The organism is Fulvimarina pelagi HTCC2506, from assembly GCF_000153705.1.
Lineage (GTDB): Bacteria > Pseudomonadota > Alphaproteobacteria > Rhizobiales > Rhizobiaceae > Fulvimarina > Fulvimarina pelagi.
Window position 1 is genome coordinate 796,899 of the sequence record NZ_DS022272.1, and the last position, 17,865, is coordinate 814,763.

General features: G+C 58.3%; 10 protein-coding genes and 1 tRNA gene. 7 read left to right on the plus strand and 4 right to left on the minus strand.

Annotation, left to right across the window (positions count from 1 at the left end; genetic code table 11):
* Positions 1 to 92: 92 nt before the first annotated feature.
* The 7 genes from FP2506_RS03695 to FP2506_RS03730 all read left to right on the plus strand — a co-directional run bounded on the left by FP2506_RS03695 (position 93) and on the right by FP2506_RS03730 (position 11,132).
* Positions 93 to 169 (plus strand) — tRNA-Met (locus FP2506_RS03695).
* A gap of 891 nt (positions 170 to 1,060) precedes the next feature.
* Positions 1,061 to 3,286: a UDP-forming cellulose synthase catalytic subunit gene (gene bcsA / locus FP2506_RS03700; protein ID WP_007066049.1), complete on the plus strand. Its 2,226-nt coding sequence runs from the start codon at positions 1,061 to 1,063 to the stop codon at positions 3,284 to 3,286.
* Between the two features lie 64 nt (positions 3,287 to 3,350).
* Positions 3,351 to 5,624, plus strand: coding sequence for a cellulose biosynthesis cyclic di-GMP-binding regulatory protein BcsB (locus FP2506_RS03705; RefSeq protein WP_244404247.1), 2,274 nt, complete (start codon positions 3,351 to 3,353; stop codon positions 5,622 to 5,624).
* A 38-nt stretch (positions 5,625 to 5,662) separates the two neighbouring features.
* Positions 5,663 to 6,718 carry a family 8 glycosyl hydrolase gene (locus FP2506_RS03710; protein ID WP_148227460.1) on the plus strand — a complete coding sequence of 352 codons (1,056 nt, stop codon included), beginning with the start codon at positions 5,663 to 5,665 and terminating at the stop codon, positions 6,716 to 6,718.
* Complete coding sequence (locus tag FP2506_RS03715) at positions 6,709 to 8,778, plus strand: tetratricopeptide repeat protein (protein WP_007066052.1); 2,070 nt, start codon at positions 6,709 to 6,711, stop codon at positions 8,776 to 8,778. Before FP2506_RS03710 ends, FP2506_RS03715 begins: the two co-directional genes overlap by 10 nt.
* A 54-nt stretch (positions 8,779 to 8,832) precedes the next feature.
* A complete protein-coding gene (gene galU / locus FP2506_RS03720; protein ID WP_007066053.1) occupies positions 8,833 to 9,735 on the plus strand; it encodes a UTP--glucose-1-phosphate uridylyltransferase GalU in 903 nt (300 codons plus the stop codon).
* A gap of 572 nt (positions 9,736 to 10,307) precedes the next feature.
* A complete protein-coding gene (locus FP2506_RS03730; RefSeq protein WP_040489370.1) occupies positions 10,308 to 11,132 on the plus strand; it encodes a cyclase family protein in 825 nt (274 codons plus the stop codon).
* 152 nt (positions 11,133 to 11,284) lie between these two features.
* Here FP2506_RS03730 and ligD read toward each other — a convergent pair whose 3' ends face one another.
* The 4 genes from ligD to FP2506_RS03755 all read right to left on the minus strand — a co-directional run bounded on the left by ligD (position 11,285) and on the right by FP2506_RS03755 (position 17,725).
* Positions 11,285 to 13,978: a DNA ligase D gene (ligD, locus tag FP2506_RS03735; RefSeq protein WP_007066056.1), complete on the minus strand. Its 2,694-nt coding sequence runs from the start codon at positions 13,976 to 13,978 to the stop codon at positions 11,285 to 11,287.
* A gap of 7 nt (positions 13,979 to 13,985) precedes the next feature.
* Positions 13,986 to 14,888 carry a non-homologous end joining protein Ku gene (gene ku / locus FP2506_RS03740; RefSeq protein ID WP_040489372.1) on the minus strand — a complete coding sequence of 301 codons (903 nt, stop codon included), beginning with the start codon at positions 14,886 to 14,888 and terminating at the stop codon, positions 13,986 to 13,988.
* Positions 14,889 to 15,575: 687 nt separating this feature from the next.
* Entirely contained in the window at positions 15,576 to 16,328 is a 753-nt protein-coding gene (locus tag FP2506_RS03750) for an ATP-binding cassette domain-containing protein (RefSeq protein WP_040489373.1), read from the minus strand.
* Between the two features lie 83 nt (positions 16,329 to 16,411).
* Positions 16,412 to 17,725 carry a sugar ABC transporter permease gene (locus FP2506_RS03755; protein ID WP_007066060.1) on the minus strand — a complete coding sequence of 438 codons (1,314 nt, stop codon included), beginning with the start codon at positions 17,723 to 17,725 and terminating at the stop codon, positions 16,412 to 16,414.
* Between the last annotated feature and the right edge of the window lie 140 nt (positions 17,726 to 17,865).

Genomic DNA, 17,865 nt, shown 5'->3' on the forward strand with positions numbered 1-17,865 from the left:
GAGAGCCGCTCAGACCGTTGACAGGCAAACACGTCCAAGCTTATAGCACCGATGCGCAGGCGGCGTCCGGACACGCCCGCGGCCCCTGGTTTGGCGGGGTAGCTCAGTTGGTTAGAGCAGCGGAATCATAATCCGCGTGTCGGGGGTTCAAGTCCCTCTCCCGCTACCATTCATTCCACGCAATGTGAGCTTCTTGCGCGGTTCGCGGCGAAGCGCAACTTTCAGCGTCTGACATGGTATCGGGTTGGTTGTAAGAATTCGCTGGCGCGTCGTTAAGGCATTCTATGGATTTCCATCGCCTGCGGAATAGACAGAATTAGCCTTCCGCTATGCCGTCTCGTAGCAAACAGCGAAATTCTTCCCGCCCCTAGTCAACAACACCGACAAGACGCGACCCTTGGCTGTCATGCTTTCCGAAGAGGTGTCTTGACGGCGAGCACTCGTTTCCGTCGAGCATAGGCCTCTCGACGAGGAGCACTGCCAGAAGTTGCATTGGCCCAAAGCGACGAAGGCTTTCCCGTTCGCACGTCATCCATGGCGACTCGAAGGTCGAACTTCAGATTATCGTGGTCTCGCCTCAACATCGAGCTGCGCGGATGCACCGCCTTTGCCCTGCCGCCTCGTGGGCTGAATGGAGAATGTCGCAGGGACGTCCAGATCCTCGTTCTCGGACGATGTCTGGACTTCGCCGGAGAACCAGTGATGGCGTGGTCGAAGGGACGGAGGCCCGAGGTGCGGGAGAAGGCCTTACCAGCGGGCAAACCTCAACAATATCCATTCGGTCCGGATCCAAAAATCCAAAAACAATCTGCAACCAATTCTCTTTCGTGAAAACGAATAAAAATAAATGGAGCGTCTGCAAAACACAATTCATTACAGTAATAATTTTATTCAAATTGAAAATGATTATCATACAGGCATTTGTACTGAATATAACCATTAACGATAGGTTATTTTTAAGTAATCGGCTCTTGCTTCTACTGAAGAGTTCGGGATTCATGGCGGACGAAATTTATCTCCACCGCCTTACCGAATGCACGCCTTTTCGAAAGGAGCCGCCATGCGCGTTTTATTTTATGCAGCGTTTTGGTTTATCTCTGCAGCCGCCTTCCTCATTATGGTCCAGCAACCCATCAGCGTTGATGCGCAATGGTTGATTGCCCTGACCGCTCTGGGCATCGCTGGGTTAATTTATATTCTAAAGCTCGATGGCGCCTGGCGGTATGTCTTCATGGCGGCCGTATCGATCGTCGTCCTCCGGTATGCTTACTGGCGTACGACCGAAACACTGCCACCGGCAGATGAGCTCGCGAGTTTTATAACTGCGATCTGCCTCTACGGCGCAGAGATGTACTGTCTCTTCATGCTGGCCATCTCGCTGTTTGTCGTGTCCGACCCCCTCGAGCGGCGCAGAGCTCCCCAATTCGACGACGAGTCTCTGCCGACCGTGGACGTCTTTGTCCCGTCGTTCAACGAGGCGAGCGACATTCTGAGTCTGACGCTCTCGGCAGCGAAGGCGATGGATTACCCTCATGAGAAGTTGAAGGTTTATCTCCTCGACGACGGCGGGACTGACGAAAAGCGCCTCTCGAGCGATCCCCGGATCTCGACAGCCGCGAAGCGGCGACAAAGCGAATTGCAGGAGGTTTGCCGCAAACTGGGCGTGATTTACCTCACGCGGCCCGCCAACATCCACGCAAAAGCCGGTAACCTGAACAATGGGCTGGCCCACTCACAGGGCGAACTCGTCGTTGTTCTCGACGCCGATCATGCGCCGGCACGGGAATTCCTTCGCGAAACCGTTGGTCACTTCAAGACGGATCCGAAGCTCTTCCTTGTGCAAACCCCACACTTCTTCGCCAATCCGGATCCGTTGGAGAAGAACCTCAATACGTTCGAGCGTATGCCGTCCGAAAACGAAATGTTCTACGGGCAGATACAAAAGGGCCTGGACAAATGGAACGCAGCGTTTTTCTGCGGATCCGCTGCTGTCTTGCGACGTCAAGCGCTTCTAGAGGTCGAGGGTTTCTCGGGCGTCTCGATCACTGAAGACTGCGAGACAGCTCTCGAACTCCACGCGAATGGTTGGAACAGCCTTTATGTCGATCGACCAATGGTCGTCGGTCTTCAGCCGGAGACTGTGGCGAGCTTCATCGGGCAACGGTCGCGGTGGTGTCGAGGCATGATCCAAATCATGCTTCTGAAGAACCCGATGTTTCGGTCTGGCCTGACTCTCGCACAACGGCTGTGCTATCTGTCGAGCATGATGTTCTGGTTCTTTCCGTTCATCAGAACAGTTTTCCTCGTCGCACCGCTGCTCTTCATCTTGTTCGACATGAAGATCTTCGTAGCATCTGTGGATGAGTTCGTCGCATATTCGCTTACTTATCTTGTCGCGGGTGAGCTCCTCAGAAACTATTTGTACGGGCGTGTTCGCTGGCCCTGGGTCTCCGATCTCTACGAATACGTTCAATCGGTCTACCTGCTTCGGGCGATCGTCTCAGTGCTGATCAATCCTCGTCGACCGACTTTCAACGTCACGGCTAAAGGCGAGACTCTTGATCGCGATCAACTCTCGCAGCTCGCTTGGCCGTATTTTGCAATCTTCGGTACGCTGCTCGTCGCCGCAGGTATCTGTCTCTATCGCTACCAGACAGAACCCGAAATCAGCGGAATGCTCCTGGTTGTCGGTGCTTGGAACTTGCTCAATCTCTGCGTTGCGGGTGCTGCACTCGGGGTTGTAACCGAGAGAAGAGAACGCCGCCGTTCACCACGCTTGTCCAGCATGCGTCGTGGAGAGCTTGTGTTCTCGAACGGAGCAGAGATCGCCCCTGTCGCGATCGATGATGCGTCCCTTGTCGGAGCTCACGTCACCATCCTGGACCGGGCACCGGAAACGCTCGGGGATCGCGGTGCGGAACTGCATGTCTACGCGTTGGACACAGATCATAAGATTGGGTCCATGCCAGTGGAAATCCGCAGTCTCGCGAGCGGGAGAGACGGATTGGGCGTCGGCCTCGATTATCGAGCCAGCGTTTCAGACTATCGCCTAATCGCTGATCTCATGCTCGCTGATCTGCAGCCCATACGGGAGATCCGCGCCAAGCGACGGCGCTTGCGCGGTATTGTTAAAGGTTCGCTCGGCTTCGCTCAATGGAGCCTCAGCTATCCGCTCAACGCATTGCATCACCTCGTCTTCGATCGGGACCGCAGCGAAAGGCAGGCCTCGCAGGCCAGCGCGCAAGCGATCCCGGCCATCGCGTCGTCTCGTTCTTCCGAACTGTGAAGAGGTCGTCATGATCAAGAAACTGAACACACTCTTCTTTGCCTCCGCCGCCGTAGCGTTGACGATGGCGCCCTGTACCGCATCCGCTCAGTCAGAGGGGGCAAATCCGTTCATCTCGACCGCCGAGGCATTCGACGGAACGACCGAGGCTTCCGTTGAGCGTCGGACTTCGGAGACGTTGCGCCTCTTCCCCGCTGGTAAAGAGGACCTGTTCCTCTCCGGAGAACGTGCATCTCGAAACATCGCGTACTACGTGACGGCTGCGGAAACGGCACTTCCGGCACGTCTCGTACTAGAGCTCGAGACTGCCGTTTCGGTCATGCCGGAACTGTCGAGCATGAATATCAACGTGAACGATCAACCGGTCGCTTCCACTAAGCTGGGGACCGGAACCGACTCGCGTATCGTCGTCGATCTTCCAGCCGGACTGCTGCAGCCGGGCTTCAATGCCATCGAGCTTGTCGCGAACCATCGTCATCGTGTCGATTGCTCCATTCCTGCAACTTACGAGCTCTGGACCCAGATCGACTCAGGTCGAAGCGGCATCGATTTTGGTTCGCGCTCTGTGAATGTGGAGCAGTTGAGTGACTTTCCTGCGCTCGCGCGGACTGGGCAGCAACTGACGCCGATCAATCTTGTATTGCCTCACAACGCTTCGAACGACCTTCTTGAAGAGGGCATGCAAGCGGCTCAAGCCGTTGCGATCCTCGCCCAATTCGAGAACCCTTCGATCCGGATCTTACACGAACGCGACAGTAATTCGGGGCTCAACATCGTCATCGGCGAGACGCCGATGCCTGCAAATGCTCAAGTAAACATACTCGCGCCTGGTATCTCGCTATACTCTTCTGCTACCGGATCAGATGTGATCGTAGGCGCCGGCTCTGGCGGAAAGATCTCCAGCGCTCTGGATACCTTGACCACAGCCGCGCTCGAAATGGTCCCCATCGGTTCGGACGAGGGGCTGGAAGCCCTCCGGGGGAGCGCTAGACGTTCTGCGCTGACAGATCGGTCGACGAAACTTGCTGATCTCGGACTCGATACTGCAGAATTTTCTGGTCGGCACTACCAGTCTGGCTTCCAGGTCGTTCTCCCACCTGATTTTTATGCTGCCGATTACGCTGCGGCCAGACTCACAATAAACGCGGCATATGCTGCAGGCCTATCGAGCGATGCCGAACTCGTGGTTCGGGCGAACGGCAAACAGGTGACGTCGCTGTCCTTGAGTTCGACCTCTGCTGGCGAACTCGATGAACAGCACCTGGACATCAACCTCGGAATGCTGAAGCCCGGTTTGAATGTTATAGCTTTCGAAGCGTTTCTGCCCCGCAATGATGATGAAGCCTGTGAGCCTGCTACACTCGGTGATCAGGCAACTCGTTTCGTGTTGCGGCCGTCGTCAAAGATAGATTTGCCCGCGGTCGCGCGCATCGGGCATCTGCCTGAGCTAGCGATGCTCTCAGATGCAACTATGATGAGCGTCACTGATGATGGGGACCAGCCAAGAGTTGATGTTCTCACGGGTGAGCGGACTGTTGCAGAGCTCGAAGCCGTCGGTTCGATCCTGACGAACATGGCGATCACAGCTGGCGTGGTATTCCAGGCTGACCTCATTGCCGATCTTCCGGAGGAGCAAGAGGGTGCTCTCATCGCAGTAGGAACGCTCGATGGTCTTCCCTCTCAGCTTCTCTCTCATGTCGGCTTGGTCACAGACGACAGCTCGATATCCGGCGCAGAATCCAAAAATGCCGAAGTAGGGCTCGCCTCGATTGCGACTTTCGATTTTCGCAACGCGTCCTTTGCGGCAAGTTTCTCTGAGCCGATCGACCTCGCCGCGCGTCTCGGCGAGGCGGGAAGATTGTTCAACGAAAAGGTTCAGCGTGTCCTTGGCGGGTTCGCAAGCCTTCCAGGACTTTCCAGGATCATCGAACCAGAAGGATTTGTAGCTGTACGCAATCTGTCGCGGCCGGCCGATGAAGCACTCGTAGTTGCGCAGGCGGCGACACCGACTGGACGTCCCTATCCGTGGACGGTTTTCGCCGCCGAGAATGTCGATCTACTGACAAGTGGCATCCAGGAAGTGACGAAGCCAAACAATTGGTCTCGCGTGGCGGGCGCAGCGGGTTCGATCTCCAAGAGCGGTCGTCTCGACCTGTACTCGACAGATATGGAACGGCTTTATGAGACGCAGCCGCGCTCTTACGAGAATCTGCGGCTCGTTTTCGCAGGATGGCTATCGCGGCATCTCTACGAATACTTAGCAATCCTTCTGGTCCTTGCGCTCGCACTCGGCGTGTCTACCCGCTTCTTGCTGAAAAATCTCGGAGCAAAGGCATGAAGAAGTATTTGCTCTTCTTTTGCGCGGCAGCCTTTCTGATGTCCGGCACGATCAACTCCCGTGCTGTGGAGCCACATACGGAAAATACAGAATCGCCAAACATCGAAGCAGCGTCGGGAGATCTGGCACTCGGTGCATGGCAGTTCTACCGCAGCGTCTTCATGTCCGCCGACGGTCGTATCATCGATCGCGAGAACGGCTCGATCAGTCACAGCGAAGGGCAGGGCTACGGCATGCTCATTGCCGCAATGGTTGGCGACCGTGCAAGCTTCGATAAGCTATGGGACTGGACAGAGCGTGAACTTCAGATTCGCGACGACAACCTGTCCGCTTGGAAGTGGGACCCTTCCGCGACGCCTCATGTCACCGATCGAAACAACGCGACCGACGGCGACATCCTCATCGCTTGGGCGTTACTGCGGGCTTTCGAGCGGTGGGGCGTGCCGGATCACGAGCGCGAAGCTGAGGCGATCATTGCTGATATCGTTCGATTGGCAATCATCGACGACCGGCAGGGCAAGATCATTCTGCCCGGAGTAGAAGGCTTCGATGCGGATAGCCAGCCAGACGGACCCGTGGTGAATTTATCCTACTGGGTGTTTCCCGCACTCGCGGAAATAGGGCAGCACATGCCGGACTTCGGCGCTCTGAATCTGGAAGCTAAGGGGCTCGAGCTTCTCAAAGAGGCGACCGCTTCCTCACCCCATCTTCCAACCGAATGGAGCGGGCTCGGAAGTGGTACAGTAAAGCCGGCTGCGCAGTTCGATCCATTTTTTGGCTACAATGCACTTCGCATCCCGCTCTATCTGGCCTGGAGCGAGATTGAAGCTCCGGAAATTCTGAAGCGCATCGACAAAGCCTGGGAAGGCAAGACGGAAACTGGGCTTGCGGTCATCGACGTTGCAAGAGACGCTCCTGTCGAACCAATCTCTGGCGCTGGCTATCAGGCAATTCGCGAACTGGTCCAATGCAGTTTGAACTCGATTGCAGCAGGTCGTGAGCGGGCTCTGTTCGACGGTTCTACCTACTACAGCAGCACTCTCCATCTCCTATCACTGCTCGCCATCTCAGAGAGGTACCCCCGATGCTTCTGACCCGCGCCCATGCCCTAACCACCGCCGCGCTTCTTTCGACGAGCCTTGCGATCGCCAGTCCTGTGAGCACTGCACAAAGTGGCTCAAATCCCGTCACAAGCGGAGTGAATGACCTGAGTGGCCCCGAGACGCAGTCGCGTAATTCGGGAGAAAACAGGCTGGATGCCGCAAGTGATAGCCTCGACGTCCTGACAAAGTACTATCCGGGCTTGTCACCACAGAAGAACGACCCGGCATACGACATCGCCGTAAAAGACAATCCGTTTCAGATAGAGCCGAGCATGGACGCCGGCTCGGTATCGAAGGAAGGGGCTGTCACGAACCCGTTCAATATGCCTGAAGAAGACTCCAGTAGTTCACCTACAAGCGCCGCAAAGCCCTTTGCCATCAACGGTGTGCGGGGCAGTCTCAGTGAGCCCTCTGATGGCATCGACGAACGTGCTCTTCGGTACTACGCCGACCAGCGGAACCTTGAACGCGTCGGCGCCGAGATACGGCGCTTGAAAGCATTGAACCCTTCCTGGACACCGCCGACCGATCTCTTCACGCCTCGAAGCAACGTCGACGAGCAGCCAGCCTGGGATCTCTTTGCGGAAGGAAAGTTCAAAGAGGCACGCCAGAAGCTCGATGATTGGAAGAAAGCCGACGCCAACTACCAACCTTCCGCCGACCTCCAGACGAAGCTGGATGATGGAGAGGCGCGCAACGAGATAAAGTCTGCGACAGAGCAAAAGGACTGGTCGCGAGCTCTTAAATTGGCGAGAGATCGGCCCAGCCTACTCGTTTGCGGCGAGATGGATGTTCTTTGGCGTATTGGAGAAGCATTCGCCCGCACAGAAGATCATGCCGGGGCATTCGATCTATATGCATACATCCTACGGAGTTGCTCCAGCAAGGAAGAGCAAATCGCGACATTGCAAAAGGCCGCTTTGCTTCTGCCGCAAAAAGGGATCGATGCGCTCGTAGACTCTTTCGATGTTGACGTGGCGGGCAGCGATGTATCGGGGTTTCGCTTCGCGGAGCTTCGCGCAGAGATCGCGAAATCGATGACGTCGACGATCGGGCGCATGCGCGTTGCTCGCGACGGTCTATCCGAGTTCGAAAATCATGTTCGAGAAGCCAAAACACCCAAAGACGCGAACCTCCTGGGTTGGTTCTCCTACAATACGGGGGAATACGAAGCCGCTCGAGAATGGTTCGATCTGGCACTCGCTGCGGAAGACGACGACGACGAGGCTTTGAAGGGTTACGTCCTTTCGCTCCGCAATCTCGAAAAGCTGGCAGAGGCCGAAGAAATCGCTTTTGAGAGCATGGAACGGTCTTCGGATTTGGGCAAGATCTACATCGAGCTTGTCGCCGAGCGAATTAATGCTCTTGAAGATGACGAGGCTCTCACTCGCTCGGAAATCAGTCGTGTCGAAACAGCCATTGACGACATGAGGTCAGCTCTCGGCGCACAGACCCTCGGCTGGTACCTCCTAGACCAAGGAGAAGCAGAGGAGGCCGGGGACTGGTTCGCCAAATCCGTCGAATGGGAAGAAAGCGAGGAAGCGGTCGTCGGCCTAGCCGTCGTCGCGAGCCGCACCAAGGACAGTGGCGCCTTGAAGGGCATCAAGGCTGACTACGGCGAACGTTATGCCGCTCTCTCAGAATTTGAAGAGTATCGTCCTCCAGCACGCGTGGTCAGCCGCGCAACGACGAAGCCGAGGCATCAAACGGCGAAGTCAACACGGTCCAAGAAGCGGGTAGCCAAGCGTTCGGGAGGCGATAGTCTGATGCGTCAAGCGAACCGGCAGTTCGAAGCGGGACAGTATCAAGCAGCCCTCCAGACGCTCGATCGGCGCGAGGCTCGTAACGGCAAATCTTACGGCGCCGAAGTTCTTCGAGGTTGGACCAACTACAAGCTCAAACGATGGGATGAGGCCGAACGGGTATTCAAAGCACAAGATCGCGTTCGTTCGACAAAAGGAACCCGTTTCGGCATCGGAGCCATACGGAACTCCAAGTACGGGATGTGGCCCGAAAATCAGAACAAGTGCACCGAGCGATGGCGCTGCTAGGGCGCATGCGCTCAACGACCCATCAAACAAACTTTAAGCTTAACGGAGAACGTTATGCAACCGGTACGTAAGGCTGTCTTCCCGGTGGCCGGTCTCGGAACCCGTTTCCTTCCGGCGACAAAATCCATACCAAAGGAAATGCTGACTGTCGTCGATCGCCCGGTCATTCAATATGTGGTCGACGAGGCGATCGAAGCGGGGATAGAGCATCTCATATTCGTCACTGGGCGGAACAAGGGTGTTATCGAAGACTATTTCGATGTTCAGGTCGAGCTTGCAAATACGCTTGCCGAGCGCGGGAAAGTCGAACAGCTTACGCTTTTGGAGCAATTACAGCCCAAACCTGGGACGACGAGCTTCACACGACAGCAGTCACCGCTTGGCCTCGGTCATGCAGTATGGTGCGCTCGTGAATTGGTCGGCGACGAGCCCTTCGCCGTCCTTCTCCCTGATATGATCATGCAGTCAACGAAAGGTTGCCTTTCATCCATGATCGATCTCTATCGGAAGACGGGCGGCAATGTGATCTCTGTGGAACGCTGCGCACCTCTCGAAACACAAAAGTATGGCATCGTGGCCAAGGGCCGAAATGTCGGAGAAGGGTTCGAAATCACCGACATGGTCGAGAAGCCGGAGCCAGCCAAGGCTCCATCGAATTTCTCGATATCCGGCCGGTATATCCTGCAGCCCGATATCTTCGATGTCCTGGTAGAGCAGGAGAAGGGAGCCGGCGGCGAAGTTCAGCTGACGGATGCGATGAGAAGATTGGTTCGCCGTCTGCCATTTCATGCGTTCCCGTTCGAGGGCAGAACATTCGACTGCGGTTCCAAAGAGGGCTTCGTCGAAGCGAACATGGCCTTCGCGCTGTGGCGTTCGGATATACGAGGCAATGTCTTCAACAACCTTGCTCACTACATGGAGACCATAGAGCCACCCAAGAAAGCAAATGCGGCTTGATGACTTAGCAGTGGTGGACGGCAGTATTTCGGAGTGAGGTTGATGCCAGGCGAAGCCTGGTTAGCTTACTGTCAAATAAATCGATCCTGAAAGGACCTCCATTAGCGCAATCGCGGTCTGCTGATCCGGCGATCGTTTCTTCTGAAACTTTAGCTAAACCTCTCATGAGGGATGACGCCTCGAAAAGCTCACCCTAAGATAACCGATTTCAATGATTGGGATCCGCGCTTTGTGGCAAACCATCGGTGGGAAGCGTCGCTTCCCACCGAGGCCTCGCCTAAGATCGCGCCTGCCGTCCGCCCTTCGCCTGAGCAAACGTACGTTCAACTGCATGGCATCTCTGGCGCGGCTACGCTGGAAATGATCGGGGGAGTCCGTGGCGCAGCGCTTCGAGGCGAGTTCCGATTGGCGCTCCCCCTCGAGTAACACATCGTCTTCACCGGCTGTGATCGACAACGCCAGCCCGTGCCGTTCATCTTCTGCTTTTCAGGCTCGTGACGGATCGCCGGACGCTTGACAATCGGGGTCTTGCGTCGTGCAATTCCATGTCCGGCCACGAGGAGAATTTGTTCATGTGCAACGCTTGTGTCATCGAAAGCGTGAAGTCGCGGATGCTGTCTCGACGCAACCTCCTCAAGGGAAGCGTGACAGCTGCAGCAGGTGCAATTGTCGCATCCTCGATCACAAGGCCGAGACCTGCTGCTGCGCAGGCAAAAACGGGCGGGGTCATGGACCTGACCCACGAACTCCATGAGCAATTCCCCACTTTCTTTGGCGATCAGCAGTTCTTCCGCGATCAGAAATTCAACTACGCGGAGCACAAGTTTAATCTATTCGAACTGCGGGTGAACGAGCATACGGGCACCCATGTGGACGCGCCACTTCACTTCTCAGAAGACGGCCAGTCGGTCGCCGAGATCCCGGTCGAGAAGCTGGTCGGTCCTCTCTGTGTCGTGGACATCCGCGAGAAAGCCGCTTCCAATCCGGACGCCCAACTGACGCCGGACGACCTTGAGGCGTGGGTTGCCAAGAACGGCGAGATACCGGACGGTGCCTGCGTCGCCATGAATTCCGGCTGGGCCGCCCTTCTTGACAATACGAAGTACCGGAACGCGGATAGCGAGGGGGTGATGCATTTCCCGGGCTTCCACGTCGAGGCGGCGCAAATGCTCTTGGAGACCGGTGCCGCAGGCATTGCGGTCGACACGCTGTCGCTCGACTACGGGATGTCGCCCGACTTCGCGACCCATTACGGATGGTTGCCGGAAGGGCGTTGGGGTCTCGAATGTATCGCCAATCTCGATGCTGTACCCGCGTCGGGTGCAACCCTGATCGTCGGCGCGCCGAAGCATCGGGGAGGTTCAGGAGGCCCGGCGCGCGTTTTCGCGATGACCTGACGCCTGCGGCTCTCCGAAGCGGCCGACCATCCTGACAGGGTCGAACGAACTGACAATGCGACAATTGCGGGTAAAGACGGGAGTTTCCCGAGGGGAGTGTTTTTTTCAGCGGTTGGATTCGATCTGTGTTGGAGACTACGACGCTTGTTGCGTTACAGCTTCTCCAGCATTGCCTTCGTGATCGATTGCCGCTGATTGCCATACTCGGCCCAGGGATCGGCCTGGTTCAGCCGCCTCAGTGCGGTCGCCGGATCGAATGTGTTGGCAGCCGATAGTGTCTCCAGTTCCTCCCACGAGACCGGCATTGCGACTGGCGCGCCCTTGCGCGAGCGCGTGGAATAGGGGGCGATCGCAGTCGAGCCGCGTTCATTTCGCAGCCAGTCGATGAAGATGCGGCCCTTGCGCTTGGCTTTCGACATGTTGGCGGTGAAGCGTTTTGGTTGTTTTCGCGAGAACCGGTTTGAAAAGCTGCTGGCGAAGGCCTTCAATTCGTCCCATGTCTGTCGGCGTTCCAGCGGCGCGACGACATGAATGCCCTTGCCGCCCGTCACCAGAGCGAAGGTGACGAGGCCAATCTCGTCCAGAGCGTCTCGCAGATCGTAGGCGGCGCGCTTCACCTCGGCAAAGCCTAACCCTTCGTCCGGATCGAGGTCGAAGACGAGGCGATCCGGTTTTTCCAGACGATCGTTACGGGAACCCCAGATATGAAATTCGAGGGTATTCATCTGCACCGCTCCGACGAGACCGGCCCCATCCGACACGGTCAGATAGTCGGCCTTGCTGCCGTCCTTCTCCCTCAGCGAGACTGAGCCGACGGCATCCGGAAAGCCTTTAGAAGCATGCTTCTGGAAGAAGCAGTGCTTCGTCGGCCCTTCAGGGCAGCGCACCAGGGAGAGCGGGCGGTCGCCAGTATGGGCGAGCATTCGGTCCGCCACCTTCTCGTAATAGGCAGCGAGTTCGCCCTTGGTGAGGCCATGCTCGGTGAAGACGACACGGTCCGGATGGGTGATGCGGATGCCGGCGACCTGTGCCGTGTCGCGCGTCCGGCCCTCTTCTGTCTCGTTCTTCTCCGTCATCGCTTTTCGCCTTCCAGCGCCTCGCGAGACCGCGCCGGACGTCGGCCTGCCACCGGATGCCGTTCCCTCTCCGGTCACCTCCTCGGGCTCCTTGTCCTCACGCAGTCCCTTGAAGACGCCGTGCCGAATCTGGCCGTCGGCGGTCAGTTCGGCGAATTCGATCTCGGCGACGAGCTTCGGCGTGACGAACCGGGCGCCGCGGGCGACCGACCTCGGCAGGTCGGCGAACGGCGACGTCTTGCGCGAGAGACTTTTGAAGGTTCCGGCAAGATCGTGCAGCGTATCGCCGGTAAATCCTGAGCCGACCCTTCCGCGATAGACGAAGCGCTCGCCGTCCTGGACGCCGACAAGGATGGAGGAGAAAGGCCGGCCCGCCTTCTCGGACGGCGAGAAGCCGCCGATGACGAATTCCTGTCGCCGAGTGCATTTCACCTTCAGCCATGACTTCGAACGCCCCGAGCGATAGGGCGCGTCGGCGCGCTTGGCGACGATGCCTTCATAGCCCTTGCCGCAGAGATGATCAAAGACCGCTAGGCCGTTCCCCTCCACATGCTCGCTGTAGAGTAGCGTTGCGTCCTTCACGTCCGGCACGAGGTCGCGCAGGATGGTCTTGCGCTCGATCAGCGGCCTTTCCCGCAAGTCCTTGCCGTCGAGCTCCAGGATATCGAAGCAGAAGCAGGAGAGGGGCGCGCCGTCGGAGAGGGCGGCTTGCAGCGCCGAGAAGTCCGTGCGGCCGGCATCGTCGAAGGCGACGACCTCGCCGTCAATCAGCGCGCTCTCGCAATCGAGGGCGAGGGCGGCTTTTGCGATACCGGTGAATGTCACGGTCCAGTCCTTCTCGTTGCGCGTGAAGAGCCTCGCTTTGCCGCCGCCCACCGCTATGAGAACGCGGTAGCCGTCGTATTTCATCTCCGACAGCCAATCTTCGCCCTCGGGTGCCGCCTCGACCAGGGTCGCCAGCTGCGGTTTGACGAAGGCTGGCAGCACGCTGCCCCGCTTGTCTGCGCCGGCGCTTCGGGCGCCTTTCGCTTTGCGGTCTTCGCTCTGCGAAAAATGTTCCCGCATGGCGTCGGTCGCCTCCTGGCTCTCCGCTTTGGCAGCATTGCGAATCTTCGCCGTCTCGCTGGGCCGCGCGTCCTCTAGCGTTTCGTCGGCGGCCGCGATTTCCTCCATCGCCCGACCCGTCTTGACGCTCCTGTCCAGCTTCAGAAGGTTGCGGCGGCGGTCGACCTCCTCGTCCTTCTCCTTGATCAGCAGCCAGTTCTCGCGCTTCTCGCCTTTGCGCGGCTTCATACGAACGAGCGCCCAGTCGCCCTTCATCTTCTCGCCGGCAAGACGCAGCTTGAGGCTTCCCTTCTCGAAGCCTTGATCCGGATCCTCGCGCGCCTCCCAGGATCCGCGGTCCCAAAGCATAACCGTGCCGCCGCCATACTCTTTTTTCGGTATGACGCCTTCGAAATCGCCATAGGCGAGGGGATGGTCTTCGGTCCTCACGGCGAGCCGCTTGTCGGCGGGATCGAGGCTCGGACCCTTCGTGACGGCCCAGCTCTTGAGGACCCCGTCCCATTCGATGCGGAAATCGTAATGCAGCCGGGTCGCGTCATGCTTCTGGACGCAGAAGGAGAGGCGGGTACGGCTTTCGTCGCGCTGAGCGTCCTCGCCGGAGGGCTCGTGGGTCTTCGAGAAATCGCGCTTCTCGCGATAGGCCGTTAGGAGATCGCCCGCGTTCCTGGCCGTCTTCCTTTTGGTTCGGGTGGAGCCTTTCGCCATCCCCGCCTCAGGCCGATTTCTTCTGCTTCGAGCCAGATGTTTTTCTCGTACCGCCCTTCGAAGAACTCGACTTCGAGGAGGATTTTGCGCCGGACTTCGCCTTGCCGCCGCCGTCCTTCTCCAGGCTCTTCTTCAGGGTCGACATCAGGTCGACGACGTTGTCTCCGCTCGTCTTCGGGCGGTGGTCCTCGTCCTCATCGATCGTCACCTTCGCCTTGCCGCCGCTCTTGCGTTTTTTGGCGATCAGCTCCTTCAGCGCCGCGACGTAGTGGTTCTTGAAGGCGCTTGCATCGAACGGGGCGGTCTTCTTCTCGATAAGCGCTTCGGCGACTTCGAGAAGCTCGTCGCCGCTTTCTTCCTCGGAGATGTCGTCGAAAATCGCATCGGTCTGGCGCACCTCGTCCTCGTAACGCAGCGTTTCCATCAGCAACCCCCTGCCGCAGGGACGTAGAGCGACGAGATATTCCTTGCCGCGCATCGTCAGCTGTCCAAGTCCGGTTTTGTGGGCCTTGCGCAGCGCATCGCGCACGACACGGAAGGCATCCTCGGCAAGATCGTCCTGCGGCACGACATAATAGGGCTTGTCGAAGTAGAGGGGCGGAATCGACGTGGTCTCGACGAACTGAACGAGCTCGAGCGTCTTCTTGGTTTCGAGCTTGACGTCGTCGATCTCTTCGTCGGTGAGCAATACGTACTCGCCTTCGCCGATTTCGTAGCCTTTGACGATCTCGTCCTTGTCGATTGGGCCGATACCTTCGACGACCTTGTCGTAGTGGATGCGTTTGCCGCTCTCGCGATGGATCTGCCGGAAGCTGACCGAGGCGCCGGACTTCGTCGCGGAATAAATTTCGACGGGAATGGAAACGAGCGAAAGGCGTATCTGGCCTTTCCAGACGGCGCGTGCTGCCACAGCGGACTCCTCAAAGTTCACGCGAATGTCGTCGGTTGTCCTCGTACCCGGCGAACGTCTCAAGCCGCACTCCAAAACGGCAGGCAGGCGGCAGGGTTCCTGCGTCGATCTGGTTTGCGAACTGATTGTTCGTCCGGAAGCGAACACAGAAGTTTGCCACGTTGAATTCGTACCGCGGCCATGAGGCTCTGAACTTGATCAGGCAGCATGGCCTCTGAAAGGTTCAGACGGGTGATCTGAAATATCCTTGCCCAGCCGGATGTTCACGCAGTCGATTCAGCTCGGCAACGGCTCGACCCGATCGGTCATCGTTTCCGCCGCTTCTTCGCTCGTTTTCTCTCCATGGCGATCGCTCTCATTTCCTCGAAGACGATCTAACCGAGTAGAGGGCAAGCGACTCGCGATCCTTCGGTGTCGAAGGCAATTTCCGTACGCGCCTCATTCTTAGCGCAAGGCCATCTGTGACGAAGATTTTTGAGCGCGTTCATTGCGAACCGACGCGGCACTGGTCAGCCCGCGACGTGGCATTCTGGTCGTCCTTCATTGGAAGTTGAGAAGGAGTCGATCATACTCGCCGGCAGCGGCCGGGCTGACATATTGTGGGATCAGGTCGCAGACATCGTGAAGCGTTACCGCCGCTTTGAGCCGACCGGACTCTTTCAGATGAGCTTTAAGCTCTGACGATGTTCAATCTTTCATCGCGCCCGGTCCCGGCTGCGCACCCGGTGGACACTTGCCAAGGATGATCATCCCGAGGACCTCGTCCTTCGTAACATCTGTCGTCTTGGCGCTACCGACAACTTGGCCGTTCTTCATCACAACCACCCGATCGGACAAATCGAAGACGTCGTGGATGTCGTGGCTGATCAGGAAAATGCCGATCTGCTCCTTCTTCAGTTCCTTGATGAGGTCGGCGACCTGCGCCGTTTCCTGAGGCCCGAGTGCAGCTGTAGGCTCATCCATGATCAGGATCTTGGCGTCGAAGAGGATCGCTCGCGCGATCGCCACCGACTGACGCTGACCGCCCGAAAGCGCCTTCACCGGCTCCTTGAAGCGGCGGAAGTTGGGATTGAGACGACCCATCACCTTGCGCGCCTCGGCTTCCATTGCGGCGTCGTCGAGGGTGCCGAGTGAGGTCATGATCTCGCGGCCGAGGAAGAGGTTCGCGGCGGCGTCGACATTGTCGGCCAAAGCCAGCGTCTGATAGATCGTCTCGATGCCGTAGGTCTTTGCGTCGCGCGGGTTGGAGATTGACGCTGCTTCGCCGCGAACCCTGATCTCGCCCGAGTCGCGCTTGTAGGCACCGGACAGAATCTTGATTAGCGTCGACTTGCCCGCCCCATTGTGGCCGAGTAGTGCAACGACCTCGCCCGAATAGAGATCGATCGAGGCGCCGTCGACCGCATGAATGCCGCCGAAGGAGATCGAGATGTCCTCCATCTCGACGAGCGGTGGGCCCGAGCGGTCCACATCATCGATGTGATGCGAGGATCCGTGGTCGCTGATGGCGTCCATCGTGGTGCTCATGCGGCCCTCCTGCGGTAGATCGTGTCGAGCCAGACGGCGACGACGAGGACGGCGCCGACGACGATATTCTGAAGAGGCGTGTCCATCCCGAGGAGGACCATGCCCGACTGAAGGCTCTGCATGACGAGGGCGCCGAGCATCGCGCCAGCAATGGTGCCGGCGCCACCCGCAAGGGACGTCCCGCCGATGACGGCTGCAGCGATGGTGTAGAGCTCATCGAGCGTGCCCTGAGCATTGGTCGCAGATGTGAGGCGGGCGGTGGATATCGCCGCGCCTACTGCCGCCAGCATGCCCATGAGCGCGAACACCATCATGGTCACGCGCTTTGTGTTGATGCCCGCGAGTTCCGCAGCTTCCGGGTTGCCGCCGATGGCAAAGACGTAACGGCCGAACCGTGTACGGCGTGCGATGAAGGTCATCACGATGCCGACTCCGATGAAGAGGAGCACCGGCACGGCGTAACCGAACGAGATGGCGAGCCCGGCCTCTGGCACCTCTATGCCGCTGGCTTCGGCGTAGCGCCGGGCAAGCGGCCCCGGCAGGTAGTAGGAATTGACGACGAGGGTCGCGACGACGACGGCCAAGGCACCGAGGCCGAAAGTGAGGACCTCGGCCCAGATCGGCTTCACGGGAAAGTGGAAGCGGTGTCTTTGGCGTCGGGCGTTGACGGCTGCGAGCGCGAGGAAGGCGATCGCGACGAGGGCGATCAACCAGCTCCAAGTGGACCCGATCGAACCGTCTGATCCCCCACCGATGATCTTGAAATTGTTGTCGGTAATCGGGATCGTCCGGCCCGAGGCGACCCACCATGCCGCACCGCGCCAGATGAGAAGGCCGCCAAGCGTCACGATGAAAGCCGGAACCCCCATGTAGGCTATGACGAAGCCTTGCAAAGCGCCGATTGTCAGGCCAGCCGCGAGGCCGACGGCCAGCGTCAGGATCCAAACGAGTTGGCTGTCGAAACCCAGCATCGGCGTCAGCCAGGTGGTCTGTGCGATCGCCATGATCATCCCCGTGACGCCGAGGATCGAGCCGACCGAGAGGTCGATGTTTCGGGTCACGATCACAAGCACCATGCCGGTGGCCATCACGCCGACCGAGGCCGTCTGGACGGACAGGTTCCAGAGGTTTCGGGCCGTCAGAAAGGTCCCTCCTGACAGGATGTGAAAGCCGATCCAGATGACGAAGAGAGCGCCGATCATCCCGAGCATACGGGTGTCGATTTCGGTCGCCTTCAGGAAATGCTTGAAACCGCCAGTGCTTGACGCCGTCTTCGGTTTCGAAGGCGTTTGCGATACCGCCTCACTCATGGTCGCCTCCCAGCGATGTCATTCGATTGCGCCGGATCGGCGTCATACGTGCTCGAACGCTCGTTGGCGCGAGCCGTCCTCGAATTCGAAAGCTTCGCCTTCGCGCAGACGACCGCGAGCACGCGTCTCGTGCTCCTTCA